This window comes from Aerosakkonema sp. BLCC-F183 (assembly GCF_041929145.1).
Classification (GTDB): domain Bacteria; phylum Cyanobacteriota; class Cyanobacteriia; order Cyanobacteriales; family Aerosakkonemataceae; genus Aerosakkonema.
Genome location: NZ_JBHFNU010000127.1, coordinates 70487 through 91030 on the forward strand (window position 1 = coordinate 70487; position 20544 = coordinate 91030).

Consider the following 20544-nt stretch of genomic DNA (forward strand, 5'->3'; position numbering starts at 1 on the left):
TTAGTAAATTCCTTAATTACATTTATATTTAATTATACATTTATACTCACATATTCGCTTAAAATTTTAGATTTTTTTTATTTCATATGTAAGCTCTACAGTAACATAATTTCCAATTCGTTATCAATCTTAATATTAATCTATTCTCGATCGAGTTTGCTATATTAATGATTTGGCGATCGCTCGTTGTCCGATACGCGATCGCATAGCTAGATTGCTACATTCCGAAGCACAAATATAGCCAAGTTAAAAGCACTCAAAAATTGAGCGATCGCATCCTATCCTTCGTATTCGCTGTCAATCTCCACATCAAGAGTATCTTCATCCACCCGCACGTACAAAATATTAGGGTGACAGCAAACTTGGCAATCCTCAACATAGGACTGTTGACCGCCGGCACTCAAGTCAACAAAAGTCAGATTGCTTTCACCACAATAAGCACAATAGTATTCAGCTGTTGTTTCCATTTTCAAAAAAGCGCTCTAAAAGTCAAAATTCAAAAAAAGCTAGCTAAAGAAATAGAGAAATTTCCCTCTTCACTTCATCATTAACCACCATCATCTCACCCTTTTTTGCTCGCATTCTCGTTTAGTTACTTCATGTCGATAGCGAAACATATCCTTCAATCGCCGATCAACCCACCAAGCTAAAATCATTTCAACAATCCATCCTCCAGGTAACCCGAATTCAATTGCATCAGTCAGCCTAGTTTGACCATTTTCATTAGCAAACTCGTGTCGATGCACCCAGTACTCCATTGGCCCCGCAATTTGTTTATCTGTAAATAATCTGTACCTCTCGCATTCAGTGTGGCGTGCTATCCACCGCACCGGAAATAACCCCAAAACAATGCGAAATTCCGAGATAGCATCCACCTCCAGTCCACCTTCGTGGCGAATCACTTCTACAGGTTGCCACGGTGGGGTAAGAATTTGCAGAATATCCCGTCTTTCGTGAAAGTTCCAGACAACTTCCACCGGCGCATCGATGAGTGAGGAGTGTTTGAAGTGCAGCATAATGGCAAATAGCCTTTGCAGTTTTAGCTACAAAGGCCAGATTATCATATTTGACTATAAAAAATCACGAATCAATTACCCGGATCGCTCTTTCGACGATCTGTCTGCCATTGGGTAACTTAATAGTCAACTGATTCCTGTTCATATCCAGAGTGTAAGTGTAGCGACCGTTCCTGGCGATGTATACATTTCTCCTGGGAGAAGAAACGCGCAGAAGGATGCTACCATTTCCATTTTTGGAATGACCGACGTAATAAGTACCGTTTCCGGTGTAACAAATTCCTGCGTAATAATTGCGAGTTTCCACAGTGAAACCTTCGGCAATATCGTTTAAGCAATCGTTAGGCGCAGCTGCCAACACGATCGCACGATCGCCATAAACACCGGAGTCACTTGCACCAAGCTGTGCAGCTTTTGCTGAAGGATTCAAGAATAAAAGCGCTCCCACACCCACCAGCATCACTTTCAATGCTTGTTTGCTATTAAATTTACCTGGCGCGAATGCCATAATTAAACCTTCCTTTGAAGCTGAAACTATTATTTGCTTATATTCCTAGCGCCCCATTTGGATGAGCGTTAATCTATGCAATTGTCTGTTACTATATCCTCCAATTCAAGCAGATGGTTTTCCGTAAAACTTCGGATGGAAATCATACTTATTTTGTTGCCATATTTTCAGAAAATTTTTACTATCATAGGGTGAGGCGCTTTTAAAAAGTGTGCGATAAGCTAGGCGTTAAGTAATTTTTAGAGCGACCTAAACATGAAAAACCCGTTTTCTCAGAGAAAACGGGTTGATAATACTGCCGACTGTTGGTTTATTCTCGCTCTCTTCGCCAAGGAAAAACTACTACATTATCTTCTCCATGTCGCCGCTTCTCTACGAACTACTCGACCATTTTGAGAAACTATTAGCTGATTACGAGTAAGGGTATAACGAGTATTTCTATTAACCGCTACAAATTGAGATCTGGTGTAGCTTTGCAAGGGAAGAGAAATACTACCTGTAGTTCCATTTTTAGCAACACCGACGTAAGTATTTGGCAGGTCGCCTCCACAAATATATATCAGAAAGTTTCTCGTTTCCGCAGCAACGAACAAACTACCACCGCTGTATTGCGGACAAACTGCCGCTTGCGCTATTTCGATGCTGTGAGAGTTCGATAAACTTGTGGGTGCTTGTACGTTATCTTTGGAAGCATTAAAGGTAACAGCTTTTGCCAACGGTGCTAAGCATAAAGACGCACCGATAGCGATCGCAAATAACTGCAATGCTTGTGGATAAAGCAGTTGAGAATTTCTGACTTTCACGGGTTAATTTACTCCAAGATACTGTATGTCTAGCAATGGTTGTCCTGAGTAGATTTCACCTATCTAGCTAGCTTGATGTTATATCTACTTACAGATCAACACATCCTTTATTCCTGTAGTTCACCCATTTAAGGTATTTTGCCAAAAAGCCTGTTGTCTGTGACTTTTCCATCCAAGCAAAGAAGAGGAGACGATCGATTTTCGAGCGAACGATACCTCATCCGTTCTGATTACCCCTCTCCCGCCATTATCGCGCAAAAATGCCAAATTAGTTAAAATAAGCTAGTGGCAGCAGCTAAATGCTTTTGCAGCGTTGCCTGGGGAAGTGGCCCTTGCAAGTGACTCCAAGGCAATACTTTCTCAATTGACCAGTTAGCGCCGACGTAGTAATCCATATCCGGTAGTTTTCCTTTCAGTTCTTTAAACGCACGTCGGTAACTACCCAGAGAATCGCCGTAGTGCCGCGTTAATTCTAACAAATGCGATAAACGGCGATCGCCTCTCGATAGCAACGCCTGAATCAGCGAATCCTTATAACTTTCCGGTCGAAACTCTATCCCTTGCGGTTTCAGTTGTTTCTCCAAAAATTTCAACCGCTTTTCTGCTTCCGGATTTACCCCAAACCACTGAAACGGCGTATGCGCTTTCGGCACAAACGTACTGCATCCCAGCGTCAAACGCAAACCGGGGGTAGCTTTTTTGACCTCCCGCATCATCGCTACAGTTGCATCTAAATCGGCAGGTTCTTCACCCGGAATACCCACCATTCCGTAAAGTTTAATTCCCTTCAATCCACCAGTTTTGGCATTCACTGCCGCTTGGATAATCTCATCGTTGTGCAGCTTTTTATTGATAATTTGCCGCAATCTTTCCGAACCGCTTTCTACCGCAATTGTAATCGAACGAGTATCGCGTTTTGCCAAAGTTTCTGCTAACTTTTGAGTTACGGTATTTGTCCGCACGGAAGCGATACTGAGACGAACGCGATCGAACTTCGATTGACTCAGGTAATCCAGCAAAGTTTCAAATTCTGGATGTTGCGTAACAGACGCACCCAGCAATCCCAATCTATCAGTTACTGCCAAACCGCGATCGATCGCTGGAATCAGCGAATCTGACAAACTTGCCGTCCGAAAAGGCAACGTTAGATAACTTGCCAAACAGAAGCGACACATCTCCGGACAACTGCGTACTACTTCCACTATGTAGATATTTTCCCAAGCAGCTTTCTCCGTAACTACAGTTGAAGCAGACAGAGTATTGCTGCGGTAAGTCTGCTTTTCTACAGTCTTCGGAATTTCTGTATCTAGTGGTTGAATAGATGCGATCGCACCAGTAGCATCCTCATAACTCACTGCGTATAAACTGGGAACATAGATACCGGGAACTTGTGCCAACCTTCGCAGTTGAGTTTGCCTATCTGCGTGGCGAACTTCTTTGTATGCCTCAATAAAATTGCCCAGCAAAATTTCCCCATCACCCAACAAAATAATATCGAAAAATTCCGCAAATGGTTCTGGGTTCGCAGTCAGCACCGGGCCACCACCAAATATTAACGGATCTTCATTGCCGCGCACAAGCGATCGCAGCGGAATTTCTAACAATTCCAACAAACTCAGGATATTTACATAATCCAATTCCCAAGATAGAGAAAAACCCACTAACTCAGGATTTCTGGGCAAACGTTCGCGAGTATCCGTGAATAGGCGACTTACCTCAACATCCCCGCGCATTGCCAAAGTTGCCCACACAATTTGATACCCCAGACTGGCGATCCCAACAGTGTACTCGTTAGGAAAGGCAAAAATAGTGGGTATGGCGTCGCTGTTAGGCGTCGCTGGAGTGAATAGAAGGCGTTCGGCAGCAAATAAATTGATTGTCACAGGTTCTCTTAATCGCGATTTTTTGGATAACTATCTACTTCGATCTTAGCGATTAGGTAAATTTCTGGATAGACGTTAGCAAAATACGGATTAATTTATCCGTATATATGTAAATTCCGATCCTACTTATAGACAATCGTAAATTGGCATTTATTTTGAATTTATTTCTCTAAAATCCCTGAAATAGTCTGAAGATTACGTAAGTTGTATTAGAGCTACTTTAATAAGGATTACTTTCTTTATATCGTAGCTTTTATATGACAGCTTTACTCCAGGGTTGTGTTTACCAGGAACCTTATATTTGGAGTATGGATCGTGAAAAGTAATTTTACTGCCGACCATTATCAATCTAAAACCCTCGTCTTGATTGACTCTGCTGTTGATGACTGGCAATCTTTAGCAAGCGGAGTTCGCGAAGGTGTCTTTGTAAGCGTCCTCGATCGCGATCGCGATGGGATTGGGCAAATCACCGCCACACTCCAAAAGTTTGCCTCTATCTATGGTTTAATTGACGCAATTCATATCTTATCTCACGGTAATCCCGGTATCCTCCAAATCGGAAATACCTTTCTTAGTTCGGACAATCTAGAACAATATAAAACGCAATTACAAGAGTGGCAACAAACGCTAACTAAACAAGCAAACCTATCTATTTACGGTTGCCATGTAGCTGCCGGAAAGGGCGCAAATTTTGTTCGCCAACTCAGCCAAGTAATTAAACGCAATATTGCCGCATCGGTTGATTTAACAGGCAATTCAGCCAAAGGCGCGAACTGGAATTTAACATTTAAAACAGGTGAAATAAAGCCCTCCATCAGTTTATTTCAACCTGATATGATTTCAGCTTATACCGGGGTTTTAGCTACACTTACAGTTACGAATAATACTGACAGCGGTGCTGGTTCTTTAAGACAAGCGATCGCAGCTGCTGCACCAGGAGATACCATTCAATTTTCCTCTAATCTTGCCAATCAAACTATTACGCTCACCAGCGGCCAATTAACTATCAATAAAAACTTAATTGTTGATGGTGCTGCCGCCGCAAATTTAACAATCAGCGGTAATAATGCCAGTCGCGTTTTTGAGGTACAGAAAGACCTTACTTCTAATCCCACAAATGTGACATTTCGCAATTTAATTATTGCTAATGGAAAAACTACTGGCACAGGCGAAACCGCAGCAGGAGGAGGTATTTTGGGAGCCCCCTACAGTACATTAACTGTAGAGAATTGTGCAATTAATAATAATGTCTCCAGCTATGGCGGCGGCGGTATTTTTGCTGCTTATCGCAGTATGACTACCGTCATCAATAGTAAATTCGACGGCAATGATGGAACTGCTGGTTATCATGAGCGTAGTGGCGGTGCTATCTCCGTTAAAAGCGAAAGCGATCTCATCGTCAAAGATAGCTTATTTACTAATAACAAAGGAGTCAACGGCGGGGGGATTAACAGCCTTTATACGCGATTAACCGTAGAAAACTCGACCTTCATCAATAACGAAGCCATAATTACCCGTTCAAATTCCGGTTTTTTTGGTTTCGGCGGCGGGATTTACACCGATGGCGCTACCGACCAAACCAAACCGGATTCCGGTACAATTCTAATTCGCAACGTTCGCTTAGAAAACAATCGCGCTTTAGAAGGCGGCGGCGCGATGCTTTATTCTTACCCGGACGATCGCGTAGTAGTTGAAAACAGTTTGTTTATTAATAATTCCGCCCTGAATCTCTCTCCTGCAACTGGGGATGGCGGCGGACTGAGACACGGAAACAGCGAGATAGCCGTTACTAACACTACCTTTGCAAATAATGTCGCCGACTCCCAAGGCGGTGGATTTTGGACGGATGCGAAGTACCCAACCACAATTGTTAATAATACCTTTTCCGGTAACGAAGCTGGAGTTACAAGCGGCACCGGTTTGGGTGGCGCAATGTTTTTCAGTAATGCCGTTGCATCTACTACTAACATTGTCAACTCTACTATTGCCAAGAATAAAGCTGGAGATAAATCCGGAGCTATTTTTAGCGGCGACAAACAAGCTATAACCGTCAAAAATACAATTTTTGCCGATAACACTTCCGGCGCACCTGGAGGTATTTATCAACACACTAACCGCCAATTAATCGACGGAGGAAATAATCTCCAATGGCCTAGCAAACAAATTAATAACTCTTCTGATGTGAATGTAACGGCGAATATTACGATCGCAGACCCTGTTCTCGGCCCCTTGCAAGATAACGGCGGTGGCATTCTCACCCACGCCTTGTTACCGGGAAGTCCGGCGATAAATGCTGGTGCAACGGTGACTAATTTGACGACCGATCAGCGCGGCGTGTCGCGATCGGACGGACTTGTCGATATCGGTGCCTTTGAATTTATACCCACCCCATCGACTTCTATCTTCACTCCCAACGCGGATATGGTGACCTTGGGCGATGGAAACGACTTTGCAGACGCCTTGGCAGGTGACGATATGGTTTTTCTGTCGGGGGGAAACGACACACTTTACGGCAACTTAGGCAAAGACACTATTTTTGGCGGCGACGGTCTGGAAATAATTAACGGTAATGCTGGCGACGATGCGATCAACGGCAATGCTGGCGACGATATTCTCTACGGCGGTCAAGACAACGACCTGGTGCGGGGCGGTCAAGGTAATGATGTACTGTTTGGCAACGTGGGCAACGATACCTTATTTGGCGACTTGGGTAATGACAGTATTTTTGGCGGCGATGGTTTTGACCTGATTAACGGTAACGAAGGCGATGATATTATCAACGCTAACGAAGGCGATGACCTCCTGCGGGGCGGTCAAGGTAACGATGTACTGTCCGGCGACTTGGGCAACGATACCTTATTTGGCGATTTGGGCAACGATACCCTCACTGGCGGAGATGGAAGCGATCGCTTTGTCCTCTCACCCAATAATGGCAGCGATATCATCCTCGACTTTCAAGACGGTTTGGATTTCTTGGCTTTAGACGGCGGTCTTACGTTCAACAATTTATCGATTATCCAAGGTAGTAACGCTACTTTAGTCTCTATAGCCAGCAGTGGCGAACTTTTAGCCAGTCTGACTGGAATTCTGGCTAACACGATTGGAATTAACGATTTTACGGCTATTTAAATGCGACTTGACGCATCAAATTAGCTGTATTTCTCCTAACCCACGTTGGCAAGACGTGGGCTTTTGGTTTCTAGAGAATTTATTTTACACTAAGATTTTTCATAGAAACCCGGTTTCTTTATGTATAGCAACCGCCAGGGCGGTTAGGGCATCCTAAAACGCCATAACCAATTCACAGCAAGCATTTCAATGAGTGACTTTTGACTGAGTGACTGAGTGACTTTTGCGATAACTCTTACCAACAACACTTGCATTATCTCAGTTCTGAATTATCATTCTCTAATAAGCAGAGCTACCTCTCTTCTTAAAATCGTCTCGGTTAACATAAAAAAAATGATTTGGCAACACTCCTGTGGGCCAAAACTCTCGAAATACCGATCGCCGATCTAACATAAACAAAGTTTGCACAAAGTTAATTAAAATCCGTGCATATCGATCGCAACTTATTTCCCGGCCAAAACATCTATCGGCTAGTAACTGGACAAGAAAGCCAGATAGGAGCCGCGAATCGTGCAAAATTTATCCCGACCCCCTAGCCTCTAGCCCCTAGCCTCTAGCCTCTAGCCTCTAGCCTCTAGCCCCTAGCCCCTAGCCCCTAGCCCCTAGCCCCTAGCCCCTAGCCCCTAGCCCCTAGCCCCTAGAAGATCGTCAGTGTTGTGTGTGAGGGTTTGACGTGACCAAGTTTATTCCGCAACTCCAAGAAATTTCGACTAAATTCAGTGGCTTTGAGTCAACTGAATCGGAACCGACAAAGATCGGGGAATCTCAAACAATTCAAGCAGAACCTCCCTCAGACATTGCACCAAAGCAATCGGTGAGCGAGGGTAAAGCCCAGCCCAATCAGCACCAGTCAGCAGCAGTAACGCAACAACAGCAAAGCACCGCAGAATTTAAACCTTCTACATCCCGCGCCCCAGAAACCTCGGCAGCTACTGAAGATTATGCTGCCCCAACAGAGAAACTTCCAGAACTCGACATTTCAGCAATAAAGACGAAACTGACACTAGGACTCAAGCAAGTTTCCACCCAAATCGGGACAAAACTGCCGAAACTGCCCATACCGGAACTAAATAAGCAAAACTTAGAAAACTTCAGCCGCAGAGTACTCGATTCCCCGTGGCTAGACCCGAAAAACCCCGTTTATCGCAGCCGCAAATTTTTGCTCGGCGCGGGATTGGGAGTGGGAATGGGCGGTAGCGCTCTTGCACTCGGCGTAACTTGGTGGTCGATCGAGCGCAGCCTACCCGATCCCAATGAAGTCTTCACCTTCGTCAGAGACGGCACGCTCACGATCAAAGCCGCAGATAACAGTATTTTGCAACAAATCGGGCCGGCAACTCGCGAAAAACTCAAGCTCGATGAAATGCCACCCCAGTTAGTGCAAGCGTTCATCGCCTCGGAAGACAGCCGCTTTTATCAGCATAAAGGAGTCGATTACCAAGGCATCGGCAGAGCTTTCGTCTCCAACTTAATCCATCGAGATGTGGTGGAAGGCGGTAGCACCATCACCCAACAGCTGGCAAGATTGGTATTCCTTAACCAGGATCGCAGCTTCGGGCGCAAAGTTCAGGAAGTCTTTCTGGCTCAGAAAATCGAGCAGAAGATGAACAAAGACCAAATACTCGATCGCTATCTGAATTTGGTCTATCTCGGCGAAGGAGCTTACGGCGTTGCAGATGCCGCCTGGGTTTACTTTAGCAAACCGCTCAAAGACCTCACCTTGCCGGAAATAGCCACCATTGCCGGCGTAACCCCAGCTCCTAGCATCTACTCGCCCCTGGTAAATCCCCAAGCAGCCCAGCAACGTCGCAACACGGTGTTGCAGCGAATGCAGCAAGTCGGTTACATTACCCCAGAGCAAGCGCAAACAGCCAGCGCCCAGCCTTTAGCTCTCAACCCGGCACCCCCCAAACGGCTTTCCACGGAGGCAGAATACTTTACCTCTTACATTCAGAAGGAATTAGCCAAGTATGTTTCCCCGGATGCGATCGAAGCAGGTGGCTTGATCGTAGAAACAACCCTCGATCGCCAGTGGCAAAAAAACGCCGAACAAAGCGTCCAAGATATACTCAAACGCTACGGTTCCGAACAGAAGTTCGGGCAAGCAGCTTTAGTGTCGATCGATCCGCGCAACGGTGAAGTCAAGGCGATGGTAGGGGGAACTGATTTTGAGAAAACTCAATTCAATCGCGTCACCCAAGCTCAACGTCAGCCCGGATCTACCTTTAAGGGATTTCTCTATACAACTGCGATCGCCGCAGGTTTCTCTCCCTACCGAGGCTACCTGGATGCCCCCCTTTCAATTGACGGCTACACCCCGAAAAACTACGGCGGCGGCTACTTTGGCTGGATTTCTATGCGGGATGCCCTAGCCACTTCTATCAACACAGTTGCCGTCAAGGTACTGCTTGATGTCGGATTTCAGCCCACGATCGACATCGCTCACAAAATGGGCATAAAATCCGAACTCAAACCTACCTACTCCCTCGCCTTGGGAGCCTCGGAACTCAATTTGCTAGAACTGACCAACGGCTACGGCACCTTGGCTACTGGGGGTGTATATGCAGAATCTCACGGCATTCGTCGCGTCCTCGACCAGCGCGGCAAAGTTCTTTACCAAGCCAACTTTAAACCCCAACAAGCCATAGACACAGACACAGCTTCCATCATGAATTGGATGCTGCGGGAAGTAGTCAACGGCGGTACGGGTCGCGCCGCTTACCTGAACGATCGACCTGTTGCCGGTAAAACCGGTACTTCCGACGAAGCCCGCGACCTTTGGTTCATCGGCTACATTCCCCAAGCAGTAACAGGAGTTTGGCTGGGTAACGACGATAATAGCCCCACTGCCGGCAGCAGCAGCACCGCCGCCATGACCTGGCACAATTTTATGGTCAAAGCTGTAGATGGTTTGCCGGTGGAGAAGTTCGCCGAACGACCCCAGAAACTGGAAGGTCGCAAAGCAACGATCGCAATTCAGCCGATCGAGCCGGACAAAATCTACACTGGTAAAATTGCCAGAAAAGTTGAGAACGAAGAGCCTCCCGCTCCTCAGAAAATTATCGTCTCCAAACAAGATAGGGACGAAAAACCTGTTGCCCGCAGCGTGCGAAGACAAGACGACTCCGATACCCCTGCACCCCAACGTCGCCGCCGTCGCTATTCCCAGGTTACGGAAACAAAATACATTAGCGATACTTCTCCCGCACCGCGCCGCGTTCGATCGGAAAGACCGCGACGGCGTTCCTACACCGCCGATACCAACTCTGCACCCGCACAACCGATCCGGCAGTCTCGTCGGCGCTCCTACACCGCCGATACGAACGCCGCCCCAGTAACATATCGTGCAGAGCGATCTCGCCGTCGCACAGTACAGCAATATACCGCGCCATCAGAAGCACCGCGTCGTCGCACAGTACAGCAATATACCGCGCAATCGCAAGCACCGCGTCGTCGCACGGTACAGCAATACAACACTGTATCGGAAACTCCTCGCCGTCGCACGGTAAGGCAGTATAGCGCTCAATCAGAGTCGCCTCGGCGAACTCGGCGTTACTCCACCCCATCCTATACCGCTTCCACCCCGGTACGGTCTCGATCGGAACGCCGTCAAGTCCAACGCGCTTCCTCGGCATCTCGATCGATACAGCGACAAGCACCGACTCTTGCCAGACCTCTACCGGCAGCCGCTCCTCCTACTATTGAACTGAACACTCACCGCTAAGGTAGAGAAAGAGTGGGGGAGTGGGGGAGCGGAAGAATTTATATTTTCCCTTTTTCCTCTTCCCTAACCCCTAACCCCTAACCCCTAGTCCCTTTTCCCTCTCCCCCTAATGATATGGATACAAGCAGACACCATAATACTGCGATCGAACTTGGGGGGGATGGATAATTGTACTCATTTTCTTTACCCTGTAAACAGAGATTTATTTAGGAGTGGATAAAAAATGAACATACTGATGGCAGCCGCCACCAATACCCCTCACTTTCCAGTATCTTTTACAGCGGTCTATGTCGTTGGTTTTATCGCCGCTGTCACTATTGGCTCGATCGCCTGGTACAATTCCAAGCGTCCCGTAGGTTGGGAAGACAAAGAGCGCCCCAGCATTGTACCGGAAGTTAAAAAGGATGAAACACCAGGCATCGGTACGCCTAGAAGCTAATCGGTAATAGGTAGTGGCGAATGGCAAGCTGTAAGGAAAAATTCCCCGCTCGGCAATTACCAATTACCCATTACCTAGCTCATCGCTAATTGTCTCGATCGACCCAGCGGCGATACAGCTTTTGAATCTCTCCCAGCACGCGACTTTGAATTGGCTGGGCCGATTCGTGGCCTGGGTCGAGCTGCTGTAGCATAGTTAACAGTTTCGCTTCTTCATTAGCGACTTCGCCATCGCTGTAAATTAAAGCGCTGATGGCTTCGATCAGGTCTTGGCATTGTTGGGAGGTGGGGCGATCGCCTAAATACTCTTCCACCCACCGGTAACACTCCTTCGGCTCTACTGACCGGAATTCATACAGCAAAGGTTTAATCTCCGGATCGTCGGCAACTCCCTTTTCTTTTGCTACTCGGTGCAGATATTCCCGTTCCTCCGGTTGAATTTTACCGTCAATCCAAGCAGCGCCGATGAGAATTTTAACGAGATTTTTGACGTTGGAGTTAGCAATCATTGGCTTTTCCCCTAAACTGATCCGTTCCTCACCCATCATTACTCAAAACTATTGCTAACCGCCTTTTTTTATTTTGACTTTTGAATGATTGACTTTTGGCTTTTCTAGTCCCCAGTCCCTCTCTTCAAACGCACCATAAAAAAGCCGTCCATTTGATGTCGGTGGGGCCAAACTTTTATCCACCCAGCAGGTAATCTCAAGTCCATCAGCGGTGAATTGGAGGGTGGTGGTTCAATTTGCCAATTTGGGCGATGGGAAAGAAATGCTTCTACGACACTTTCATTCTCTAAAGGATGCAGGGTGCAAGTTGAATAAACTAGGATGCCCCCCGGCTTGACGTAAGCGGACGTTTTATCTAACAATTCTGTTTGCAGAGCCGAAAGTTGCCGCACTGTTTCGGGAGTTTGTCGCCAACGCGCATCCGCATGGCGATGCAGCGTTCCCAAACCGGAACAGGGTACGTCCAGTAAAACTCGATCGGCTAAATTAATCAATTGAGGTAGGTTGCGGCTATCTCCCGTACAAATTTCGATCGACTTTAAGTTGAGGCGTTGCGCGTTTTGTTTGAGTTTTTTCAGGCGGGAGTCGGTACGATCGCACGCCCACACCTTCCCTTTATCTTGCATCAATTCTACAATGTGCGTGGTTTTTCCTCCCGGTGCCGCACAAGCATCAATGACGATTTCTCCCGGTTGGGGGCTTAATAAATGGGTCACCATTTGGGCGCTGCTATCTTGCACCGTCCACCAACCCTCGCTGAAACCGGGCAGATTTTGAATTGCGCCGCTGCTACCAATTAATCTCAATGCTTGCGGTAAGTGAGGAACGCGCCTTACTAAAATATCAGCTTTTAGCATCGCCGCTTCCACTTGTTCGATCGAAGTTTGTAAAGGATTTATCCGCAAGTCAATTGTCGGTGGTTGGTTCATCCATTCGCAAAGCAGTTCGGTTTCCTCTTCTCCCAATTGTTCTAACCACAGTTGCACAATCCAATCTGGGTAGCTGTGCAAAATTCCCCATCTTTCTACAGGATCTTTCGATAACTGTAAGGGATTTGGCTGCGTCATTTCCGATTCCCCTTCATTTTTTACTGTCAAACGGATGTATTGGCGCAATAAACCGTTGACAAAACCGCTAAGTCCTGCGAATCCGTTTTCTTTCGCTAATTCAACAGTGGTATTTACAGCAGCTGAAGGGGGGATGCGCTCTTCGTAACGCAGTTGATACAAACCTAAATGTAGAATTGTACGTAAGTCTGGCGGTTGTTTGCTGGCAGGTTTTTTGCCGAGTCGATCGATCAGAACGTCTAGAGTTCTTTGCCTTCTCACGCTCCCATACACTAATTCTGTCATCAACCGTCGATCGGCATCAGTTAAATCTGCCTGACGCAAGATGCGATCGAGCGCTACATCGGCAAAAGCGCCTCGATGAACGTCTCGCAGCGCTAGAAAAGCTAATTGACGCGGATTTTGCTTGCTCATAATAGGAGCAAATGTAGTGACGGACACCCTGTACTATTGCTATACTGGAAAGCGATCGCAATCATTCTCGATCGTAACTTAACAAACACTTCTTCTTAAGGATATCGCAGAATGGCAGAGTGTGTGTTTCAAAATGCTTCTTTTTTATTACGAAGAACTTTTGTAAATTTCCTCCAGCTTCTCTTTTACAGATGGGGGGATGAAAGTAAAATGAATGTAAAAATTTCCCTTTTCCGCTTGGGCTTCCAAAACTTTTGCGTAAATATCTTCTTCTCCCACTCTCCCATCATTTGTAGCTAACAATTTTAACCTGATATTAGTCATTGGCGGCGGCATTTCATCGCCTTCACCATTAGTATTGCTAACTTTAGCTTCTTTTGCCGATAATTCGACTAATGTCCCGTTCCATACATTACTGCTAATATGCTTGCCATCCAAAATTGTGTATTGAATCGGTATGACTTCAGAAAGCGTAAATAATTCATCCTTTGCTTTTGTCAAAAACAAATCGTATTCACCACCAATGCCCTCAACATCATAAATGCTAATTAGCTGGTTAACTCCTTTCGGTTGCACTTGCTTTTGTCCCTTGATTTTGACAATTTCTCCAGCCTCTCTTAAGGTAGATTCCGAAATCAGAATTTGACCTCCTATTGTATAGGATTCAATCCGATAAGTTAGGTTAACTTGGCTACCTACAACACCATATTTGGTACGCTTCTCGGAACCTATATTTCCTACTACGACTTCGCCAGTGTTGATACCGATACCCATTTCTAGAGATGGCAAACCCCACGCTTTCATTTGTTCGTTGACTTTTAACATTGCTAATTGCATTTCTACCGCGCAAGCAACAGCCCTTCTGGCATCATCTTCTCTCGTTGTGGGAGCCCCAAAAAGAACTAAAATCCCATCCCCCATAAACTCATCAATAGTTCCTTGGTACTTGGTAATTACATCTGCCATATGTTCCAGATAGAAATTGAGAATTTCCACGACTTTTTCAGGAGGGAATCTTTCTGATGTGGCTGTAAATCCTCTCAAATCAGAAGTGAGAATAGTAATGATGCGCCGTTCTCCACCGAGTTTCAATCCTTCTAAGTTATCGATTAAAGTAGCTACGATTTCATTGGTAAGGTAGCGTCCAAATACTTTACGTATCAGCGCATTTTTTTGTTCTAATTCTGAATTTGCTTCCGCTAGTTGGGCGGTGCGATCTTTAACTTTTTGTTCCAGATTTTCAAATGATTCTTTTAAATCCAAAGTCATTTTTTTAAATGACTTTGCTAACTGTTGTATTTCATAGGAACGCCCTGTCGGTAACTTTTGTTCCCAGTCTCTTTCAGAAATCTTTTTGGCAGCGTTATTCAGCGTTAATATAGGTTTAACAATCCATTTGGATGTCTTCCAACCAAGAAAAATTGCTACTATCAAAGAACCGACACACAGGAAAATTGTGGTTTGCGTGTTGGCATGGATGCGTTTCATGAACTCCGCTTCTGGTATTACTACTACTATTAACCAATCCAAACCATATTCATCTTGCCAAGTTTTTACCTGGACAAATTCCCGCTTACCGTTAAGATTAAAATAGAATCTTTGGCTATTTCTAATTTCATTAAGATTACCAAAGCGTTGCATTAAATTTTGTGTTGTTTCTCGAATCAACGGCTCGTTGCTTTCTGATGCTTTGAGTCGTTTTGCCTCTCCATTAATAAAAGTAAATGGTTTTTCTGGCGCTGAACTTGCTACCAGCAATCCGTTTCTTTCCAATATAAAAACTTTTGCTTCTCGCGTCACTTTTAAGTTGCGGAGAAAATCGCTGACTTGGGAAAGGATGAGATCGATACCCATAACTCCAATGAGCTTTTTGTTGCGATCGTATATGGGATAGCTTGCCGAGATCGCTAAAGTTGTTTTCTCATCTTTATACTGATAAATTTGACTCCATACAGGTTTGCCCGATCGAACCGCATCTGCATACCAAGGTTCTTCTTTAAAGTTGTAGTTGTCTACTACTTCTATCACCTTAGTACGATTGCCTTTTCTATCTGTGCCATAACTGATAATTTTGCCCTTGGTAGACGGATTGAAAATATCTATGGAATAAATGCCATTATTTCTATGATAAGCTCCTATATATTCGCCTTTTGTGTTGGCAAAAACTATGTAACTAATATTCAAAACCTGCAATTGTTTCCAGAAGTATTTTCCTGTTTTTTCCAAGTCCTTTAAATTTAAAAAACCTAACTTCAAGGCATTTACATTAATTTTATTGACTTGGTGCGGAGTAGCCAAGTAAACATCAAGGTGCTGACCGACGCGATCGCCGATCTCGACTTGCAACTGGGTAGCCAGCTCATCGACAGCTTCCTGTCCGTTGCGAAATGACAGCCACCCCGTTAGACCTACAGCCGTTACTAATTGCAACAAGAAAGGTACTACAATTATGGTTTGCAGGTGAAGTTTACCGTAAAATTGGGAAATTTTATTGCCCATACTTTATCCTATTTTGTTAATTCTTGAGATTTTGTGGGTGTCATTTATCAGAGGTTTAGCATAAGCTGTTTATTTTCTGGGTTAATTGTTTTAGTCGATTTTTGCCATCAAATTTGCTGATATTATTAAAAGTCAAAGCCAGCCAGCGAAATAAACGGGGGCGATTGACGAGGATGTGGGAGATTAAATGCTATCTTAACGGATGTTGCTTTAAAAATGATTTAATTTTGTCCGGTTTTGGCTGGAAACGCTGCCGATTAGACTGGATAAGGTTTTCAGATAGGTTGTCAATCAGTATTACGTATCAGATAATACATTTTACTGTTTATTTATAGTTGTTTGAAATACAAATATACTTCAGGCGTACAACAGCTTCTGCCATTGTCCAGGCAAATAAACTCGGCAGATTTCCTAACTGCTTGCTGCAATCTGGAGAGCGATTAACAGGAATCACTTATTACCATAATTTTAACTAAAATGAAATATTTCTACAGATAGATTTTGTCTTCAGGTCGGCTAAGACGATATCTATCTAAAAAAATTAAATCCAAAGAACACAATTGCTAGAAAGCTTTACTCAGAGGTATTTGCAAAAATTCGGCAATGCCTTTCGCTAAAAAAGAGCTAGAATTTGCATCCAATTTATTCACCGTCAAGGGGATGCGTTCACCAGAAGCCATCACAAGGCTAATGCTGTAGTATGTGGAGGGCTTAAGTTTGCCGGGGAAGAATTTAAGTTTGCTTATAAATAAATTTCTGCTGTGTTTTGTGACCACAACCTTTGATATTTGCCGAACTGGACGCTGGATCGCTTTAGTTTGCAGCCCTTCTACTTTTAAGAGTGTGCGATCGAGTGGTTTATTAAAGTAACAGCTTACCGATCCAATCTTCTCCGCCGCAGCCAAAAAACCATATGCAACCAAGACGAATCCCAGAATAGGACTTAACAGAACAAGCGATAAAGCCGCACCACCTGCATACATTCCCACAACTATACCAAAGAATAGTAAAAAAGATCCCAATCCTACGTAGAAGCATCCGATCGTCATCGCAGCACGCATATCGGGATCTTGCTGGATGATCAGCCTGGTTTTTGTTTGCTCTACAATTCTCATAAAAGCACCTCTAACTCATACTGCGGCAAACGAAACAGCCTATGTAAATCACCCTGAAGATGTCGGTCATAACTTGAAGACTTACACACTCTGGGGCTATAAACCCGGTTTCTGGCTCGGTTTTTAGCGGTTAAACCCGCAATTTTTCATGGAAACCGGGTTTCTTTGTCTAAGTCCTAAGCTTGACAAAAAGCGGAAGTAAATCAATCCCTACCGCCACGACTTATCGAGACATTGTAAAACAGATTATTCTATATGCAAAAGTACCTCTTTTCAAGGAAATACCCAAGTTAACCTGGTGTGGGAGGGAGCCTGTGAATTTATCCGGATAACCAAATAATTGGCAAGTCCTGCTTTTAGCATCGGCCAAAAGGTAGATATTTACGATTTTAACCACTACAAGCACAGAGTCATCTCGAAGGGAAGTGAAATCTTACCTTTTGTGGGATTTTTTGGGGCGATCGCTAATCATGACTTATCAGGGGTTGCGCTAGGTCAATCAACTGTTGAAATTCAAATAGATTGACAATTTCCGTGAGGTTTTTCGCTAAAATACTTTCTGTTTCGGGTATTTCTTCTATCAGTTCGATCGCGCTCTTCAAATCTGCCGCCATCGCCGCATTGTATAATTTGACAATCCAGTCATTAGACATAACTTTTAAATCCTCAGATGACAGCACATTTTCTGTGGGAAAGCCTGCTTCATCTGGTTCTGTTTGTTCGTAAATATATTCCACGCCCAAATGCTTGGCAAGAGTTTCAAAAATCATCTGTTCCTTAAATGGTTTGCGGATAAAGTCGTCACAACCTGCACTTAGGGTGGTGGCTTTCTCTTCTTCGAGAACACTGGCAGTTAAAGCAATTACCGCTGTAGCCTGCCCTTTCATAGTAGACTTGATATGTTTGGTAGCTTGGTAGCCGTCCATGACAGGCATTCTCATATCCATCCAAATTAGGTGAGGTTCCCACTCATCCCAAATTGCGATCGCTTCTTTCCCATTACTAGCTTCTTTCATCTCAAATCCCAAAGGACTGAGCAACTTAATTAGTAATTGGCGATTAATTAGTTTATCATCTACTGTGAGAAGTTTGTAGGTAGGCTGTCCGGGAGCAAGTGCCAGCACTTTTGAATGTTCTTCTGTAGTATTGCTGGCTATTTCTTGACCGAATTTAGCCTCAATATAGAATTGGAAAGTTGTACCTTTTCGTAATTCACTTTCTACCGAAATTTCGCCACCCATCAGTTGGACGAATTTGCGACTGATTGCTAAACCTAAACCAGTCCCTTCCTGCATTTCTTTGCCAGCTTGGGCTTGGCTAAAAGCATCGAAAAGTTTTGGCAATTCGGCGGCGGCAATTCCTACACCTGTATCGCGAATCCTAAAATGCAGATTAAAAACATCTATGGTTTCTCGATCTCCCTGAAAGACATCGAGAGTAATTTTACCTTCCAAGGTGAATTTGAGCGCATTACTGAGTAAATTAATTAAAACCTGCCGCAGTTTTACTTCATCAGCGCAGATATAGCGGGGAACATTTTCTGTCCGCTGAAATAGCAACTTTAAACCAGCATTATGAGCGCGTAAATGCAGCATATCTTCTAAATCGTCAAGCAAGCGATGGAGGTCAAAGTCTTGAGGGTTGAGGGTAGTTTTGCCTGCTTCGATTTTCGCTAAATCTAGAATGTTATTAATTAATGTTAGTAAATATTCGCCGCTGCGATAAATGATCCCAGCATTTTCACATAGTTCAACAGGGATGTTTTTGGCGCGTATCATTAATTGCGAAAAGCCCAGGATAGCATTGAGTGGCGATCGCAATTCATGGCTCATATTGGCAATAAACATACTTTTGGCTTGATTGGCAACTTCTGCTTTTTCCTTTGCGATCGCCAACTCTTCTGTTCTTTTTTGAACTTTATCTTCTAAAGTTTCAAACAACTCTTGTAATTGATGAGCCATCCTATTAAATGAGTTAGCCAGTTCTCCTAATTCATAAATACGTTCTATTTTTACTGTTCTATTTAATTGACCTTCGGCAATATATTTGGCAGCATCATTCAATTTTAAAATAGGTTTGGTCACGCAATTAGCCGTCCAGATACCAATAATTATCACTAACATAAAAGCGATGAAGCACAATAAAATTGTCTGCCTAGTATTGGCATAAATATGTTCTAAAAAGTCTGATTCTGGCACGACAGTAACAATTAACCAATTTATACCTAACTCATCTTTATAAGGGGAAATTTGCAGAAATTGGAGTTCGTCCTTATATTTGAACTCAATTTGATAACTTTGCTCAACTTTATGAAAATCAACAAAATATTTTTTTAAATACTTGGCTGTAGCTTGAATGAGCGGATCGCTACTTTGCTCGATAGATGGTCGTTGGAGTTTTTTCAAATAGTTACTATTATTAAGACTACTTTCATTTTGAGAACTGGCTACTAATAAACCTTCTCGATCGAAAATAAATGTTTTCCCATTATTGCCAATCTTATGTTGGCGAAGGAAAGCTTGTAATTTATCTAATTCATAAGTAGCAGAAATCACGCCTAAAAGTTTACCTTCTCGATCGTAAATTGGCTGACAAAGATCGAGAAAAAAGATATTGTAGTCAATTCCCGAATAAATTGGCTGCCAATTTAGCTTACCTGCTTTCACTGCTCCAATATACCAAGGACGTTGCCTGGGATCGTAATATCTGATAAATTTTTTCATTACTTTAGTAGGCTGACCTTGGGGACTAATGGCATATTCAAAGGTGAAATAATTGGTAGAAGAATTGGAAATAACAAACCTTAATTCTCCGGTTTCTGGTTTTCTCCAAACCTCTAAATATTGATTCTTTTCTTGAGAAGCTAAACCAATTCGACTCACTCGATCGAAATTTTTAATCATTTGCCATAAATAAAGATATTTTTGATTAGATCGATCTTGTAAATCGAGACTTAGTTCACCCCGCTCGATCGCATCAATGTTAAGCTTATGAATCGTAACTAGAGAAGATAGCTGATTTTTAATATATTCTTGGACTTCTAATGTAATTTCTCCACGTAATTGAGAAGCAATATCATTAACTGCTTCTTTGCCATTTTTATAAGATAGAAAACCCACTAATCCTACTATGACAAAAAGTTCTATCAAAAAGGGAACGGTAAAAATAAATTTTAAAGGTATTTTTGACAAAAATTTAGAAGATAAATTATTAAGATATAAAAATTTCATTGAACTACTACCTTATTGCTTAAAAGCAATGCGATCGGTTTACCAACTTTTATCGCATCTAAGTACCAAGCGACATTATTCGTTGGCGGGTTTTTAATTGTATATTTTACCTTGAGCCGATTACCCCGATCGTCTACTGAGTAGAAGCTGATTTGACTGAGATCGGATCTGGAAATTTCACTGCCTCTGACTCATGTTGTGGCAAATCA

13 protein-coding genes are annotated in these 20544 nt (G+C 43.7%); 3 read left to right on the forward strand and 10 right to left on the reverse strand.

The annotated features are described in order from the left end of the window. Positions 1-278: 278 nt before the first annotated feature. From ACE1CD_RS37455 to ACE1CD_RS37475, 5 genes are all read right to left on the reverse strand, one after another. Entirely contained in the window at positions 279-467 is a 189-nt protein-coding gene (locus ACE1CD_RS37455; protein WP_374797142.1) for a CPXCG motif-containing cysteine-rich protein, read from the reverse strand. Between the two features lie 90 nt (positions 468-557). Beyond that, a complete protein-coding gene (locus tag ACE1CD_RS37460) occupies positions 558-1016 on the reverse strand; it encodes an SRPBCC family protein (RefSeq protein ID WP_374797144.1) in 459 nt (152 codons plus the stop codon). A 64-nt stretch (positions 1017-1080) separates the two neighbouring features. Further along, a complete protein-coding gene (locus ACE1CD_RS37465; protein ID WP_374797146.1) occupies positions 1081-1524 on the reverse strand; it encodes a hypothetical protein in 444 nt (147 codons plus the stop codon). A gap of 347 nt (positions 1525-1871) precedes the next feature. Continuing rightward, positions 1872-2327 (reverse strand): hypothetical protein, encoded by a 456-nt coding sequence (locus ACE1CD_RS37470; RefSeq protein WP_374797148.1) that lies wholly within the window; start codon positions 2325-2327, stop codon positions 1872-1874. Positions 2328-2599: 272 nt separating this feature from the next. Next, the gene (locus ACE1CD_RS37475; protein ID WP_374797150.1) at positions 2600-4210 is read right to left on the reverse strand and encodes a B12-binding domain-containing radical SAM protein; all 1611 of its coding nucleotides are present in this window, start codon (positions 4208-4210) and stop codon (positions 2600-2602) included. A 315-nt stretch (positions 4211-4525) separates the two neighbouring features. On the opposite strand from ACE1CD_RS37475, the gene ACE1CD_RS37480 reads away from it, so the two are divergent. The 3 genes from ACE1CD_RS37480 (at position 4526) to psb35 (ending at position 11502) form a co-directional block, all read left to right on the forward strand. Beyond that, positions 4526-7339 (forward strand): DUF4347 domain-containing protein, encoded by a 2814-nt coding sequence (locus ACE1CD_RS37480; RefSeq protein ID WP_374827986.1) that lies wholly within the window; start codon positions 4526-4528, stop codon positions 7337-7339. A 673-nt stretch (positions 7340-8012) separates the two neighbouring features. Further along, a complete protein-coding gene (locus tag ACE1CD_RS37485) occupies positions 8013-11063 on the forward strand; it encodes a transglycosylase domain-containing protein (protein ID WP_374827987.1) in 3051 nt (1016 codons plus the stop codon). 223 nt (positions 11064-11286) lie between these two features. Beyond that, entirely contained in the window at positions 11287-11502 is a 216-nt protein-coding gene (psb35, locus tag ACE1CD_RS37490; RefSeq protein WP_374798224.1) for a photosystem II assembly protein Psb35, read from the forward strand. 85 nt (positions 11503-11587) lie between these two features. Here the strand turns inward: psb35 and ACE1CD_RS37495 are convergent, their stop codons facing one another. From ACE1CD_RS37495 to ACE1CD_RS37515, 5 genes are all read right to left on the reverse strand, one after another. Next, positions 11588-12010 (reverse strand): TerB family tellurite resistance protein, encoded by a 423-nt coding sequence (locus ACE1CD_RS37495; protein ID WP_374798222.1) that lies wholly within the window; start codon positions 12008-12010, stop codon positions 11588-11590. A gap of 104 nt (positions 12011-12114) precedes the next feature. Next, entirely contained in the window at positions 12115-13491 is a 1377-nt protein-coding gene (locus ACE1CD_RS37500) for a 16S rRNA (cytosine(967)-C(5))-methyltransferase (protein WP_374798220.1), read from the reverse strand. A gap of 147 nt (positions 13492-13638) precedes the next feature. Next, the gene (locus ACE1CD_RS37505; RefSeq protein ID WP_374798218.1) at positions 13639-15990 is read right to left on the reverse strand and encodes an adenylate/guanylate cyclase domain-containing protein; all 2352 of its coding nucleotides are present in this window, start codon (positions 15988-15990) and stop codon (positions 13639-13641) included. A 563-nt stretch (positions 15991-16553) separates the two neighbouring features. Continuing rightward, positions 16554-17105: a hypothetical protein gene (locus ACE1CD_RS37510; protein ID WP_374798216.1), complete on the reverse strand. Its 552-nt coding sequence runs from the start codon at positions 17103-17105 to the stop codon at positions 16554-16556. 464 nt (positions 17106-17569) lie between these two features. Then, a complete protein-coding gene (locus tag ACE1CD_RS37515; RefSeq protein WP_374798214.1) occupies positions 17570-20335 on the reverse strand; it encodes an ATP-binding protein in 2766 nt (921 codons plus the stop codon). Positions 20336-20544 lie beyond the last annotated feature (209 nt).

Coding starts and splice junctions, on each gene's coding strand:
- ACE1CD_RS37460 (WP_374797144.1), bottom strand. CDS start 1,016: ATGCTGCACTTCAAACACTCCTCACTCATCGATGCGCCGGTGGAAGTT.
- ACE1CD_RS37495 (WP_374798222.1), bottom strand. CDS start 12,010: ATGATTGCTAACTCCAACGTCAAAAATCTCGTTAAAATTCTCATCGGC.
- psb35 (WP_374798224.1), top strand. CDS start 11,287: ATGAACATACTGATGGCAGCCGCCACCAATACCCCTCACTTTCCAGTA.
- ACE1CD_RS37500 (WP_374798220.1), bottom strand. CDS start 13,491: ATGAGCAAGCAAAATCCGCGTCAATTAGCTTTTCTAGCGCTGCGAGAC.
- ACE1CD_RS37465 (WP_374797146.1), bottom strand. CDS start 1,524: ATGGCATTCGCGCCAGGTAAATTTAATAGCAAACAAGCATTGAAAGTG.
- ACE1CD_RS37515 (WP_374798214.1), bottom strand. CDS start 20,335: ATGAAATTTTTATATCTTAATAATTTATCTTCTAAATTTTTGTCAAAA.
- ACE1CD_RS37505 (WP_374798218.1), bottom strand. CDS start 15,990: ATGGGCAATAAAATTTCCCAATTTTACGGTAAACTTCACCTGCAAACC.
- ACE1CD_RS37510 (WP_374798216.1), bottom strand. CDS start 17,105: ATGAGAATTGTAGAGCAAACAAAAACCAGGCTGATCATCCAGCAAGAT.
- ACE1CD_RS37455 (WP_374797142.1), bottom strand. CDS start 467: ATGGAAACAACAGCTGAATACTATTGTGCTTATTGTGGTGAAAGCAAT.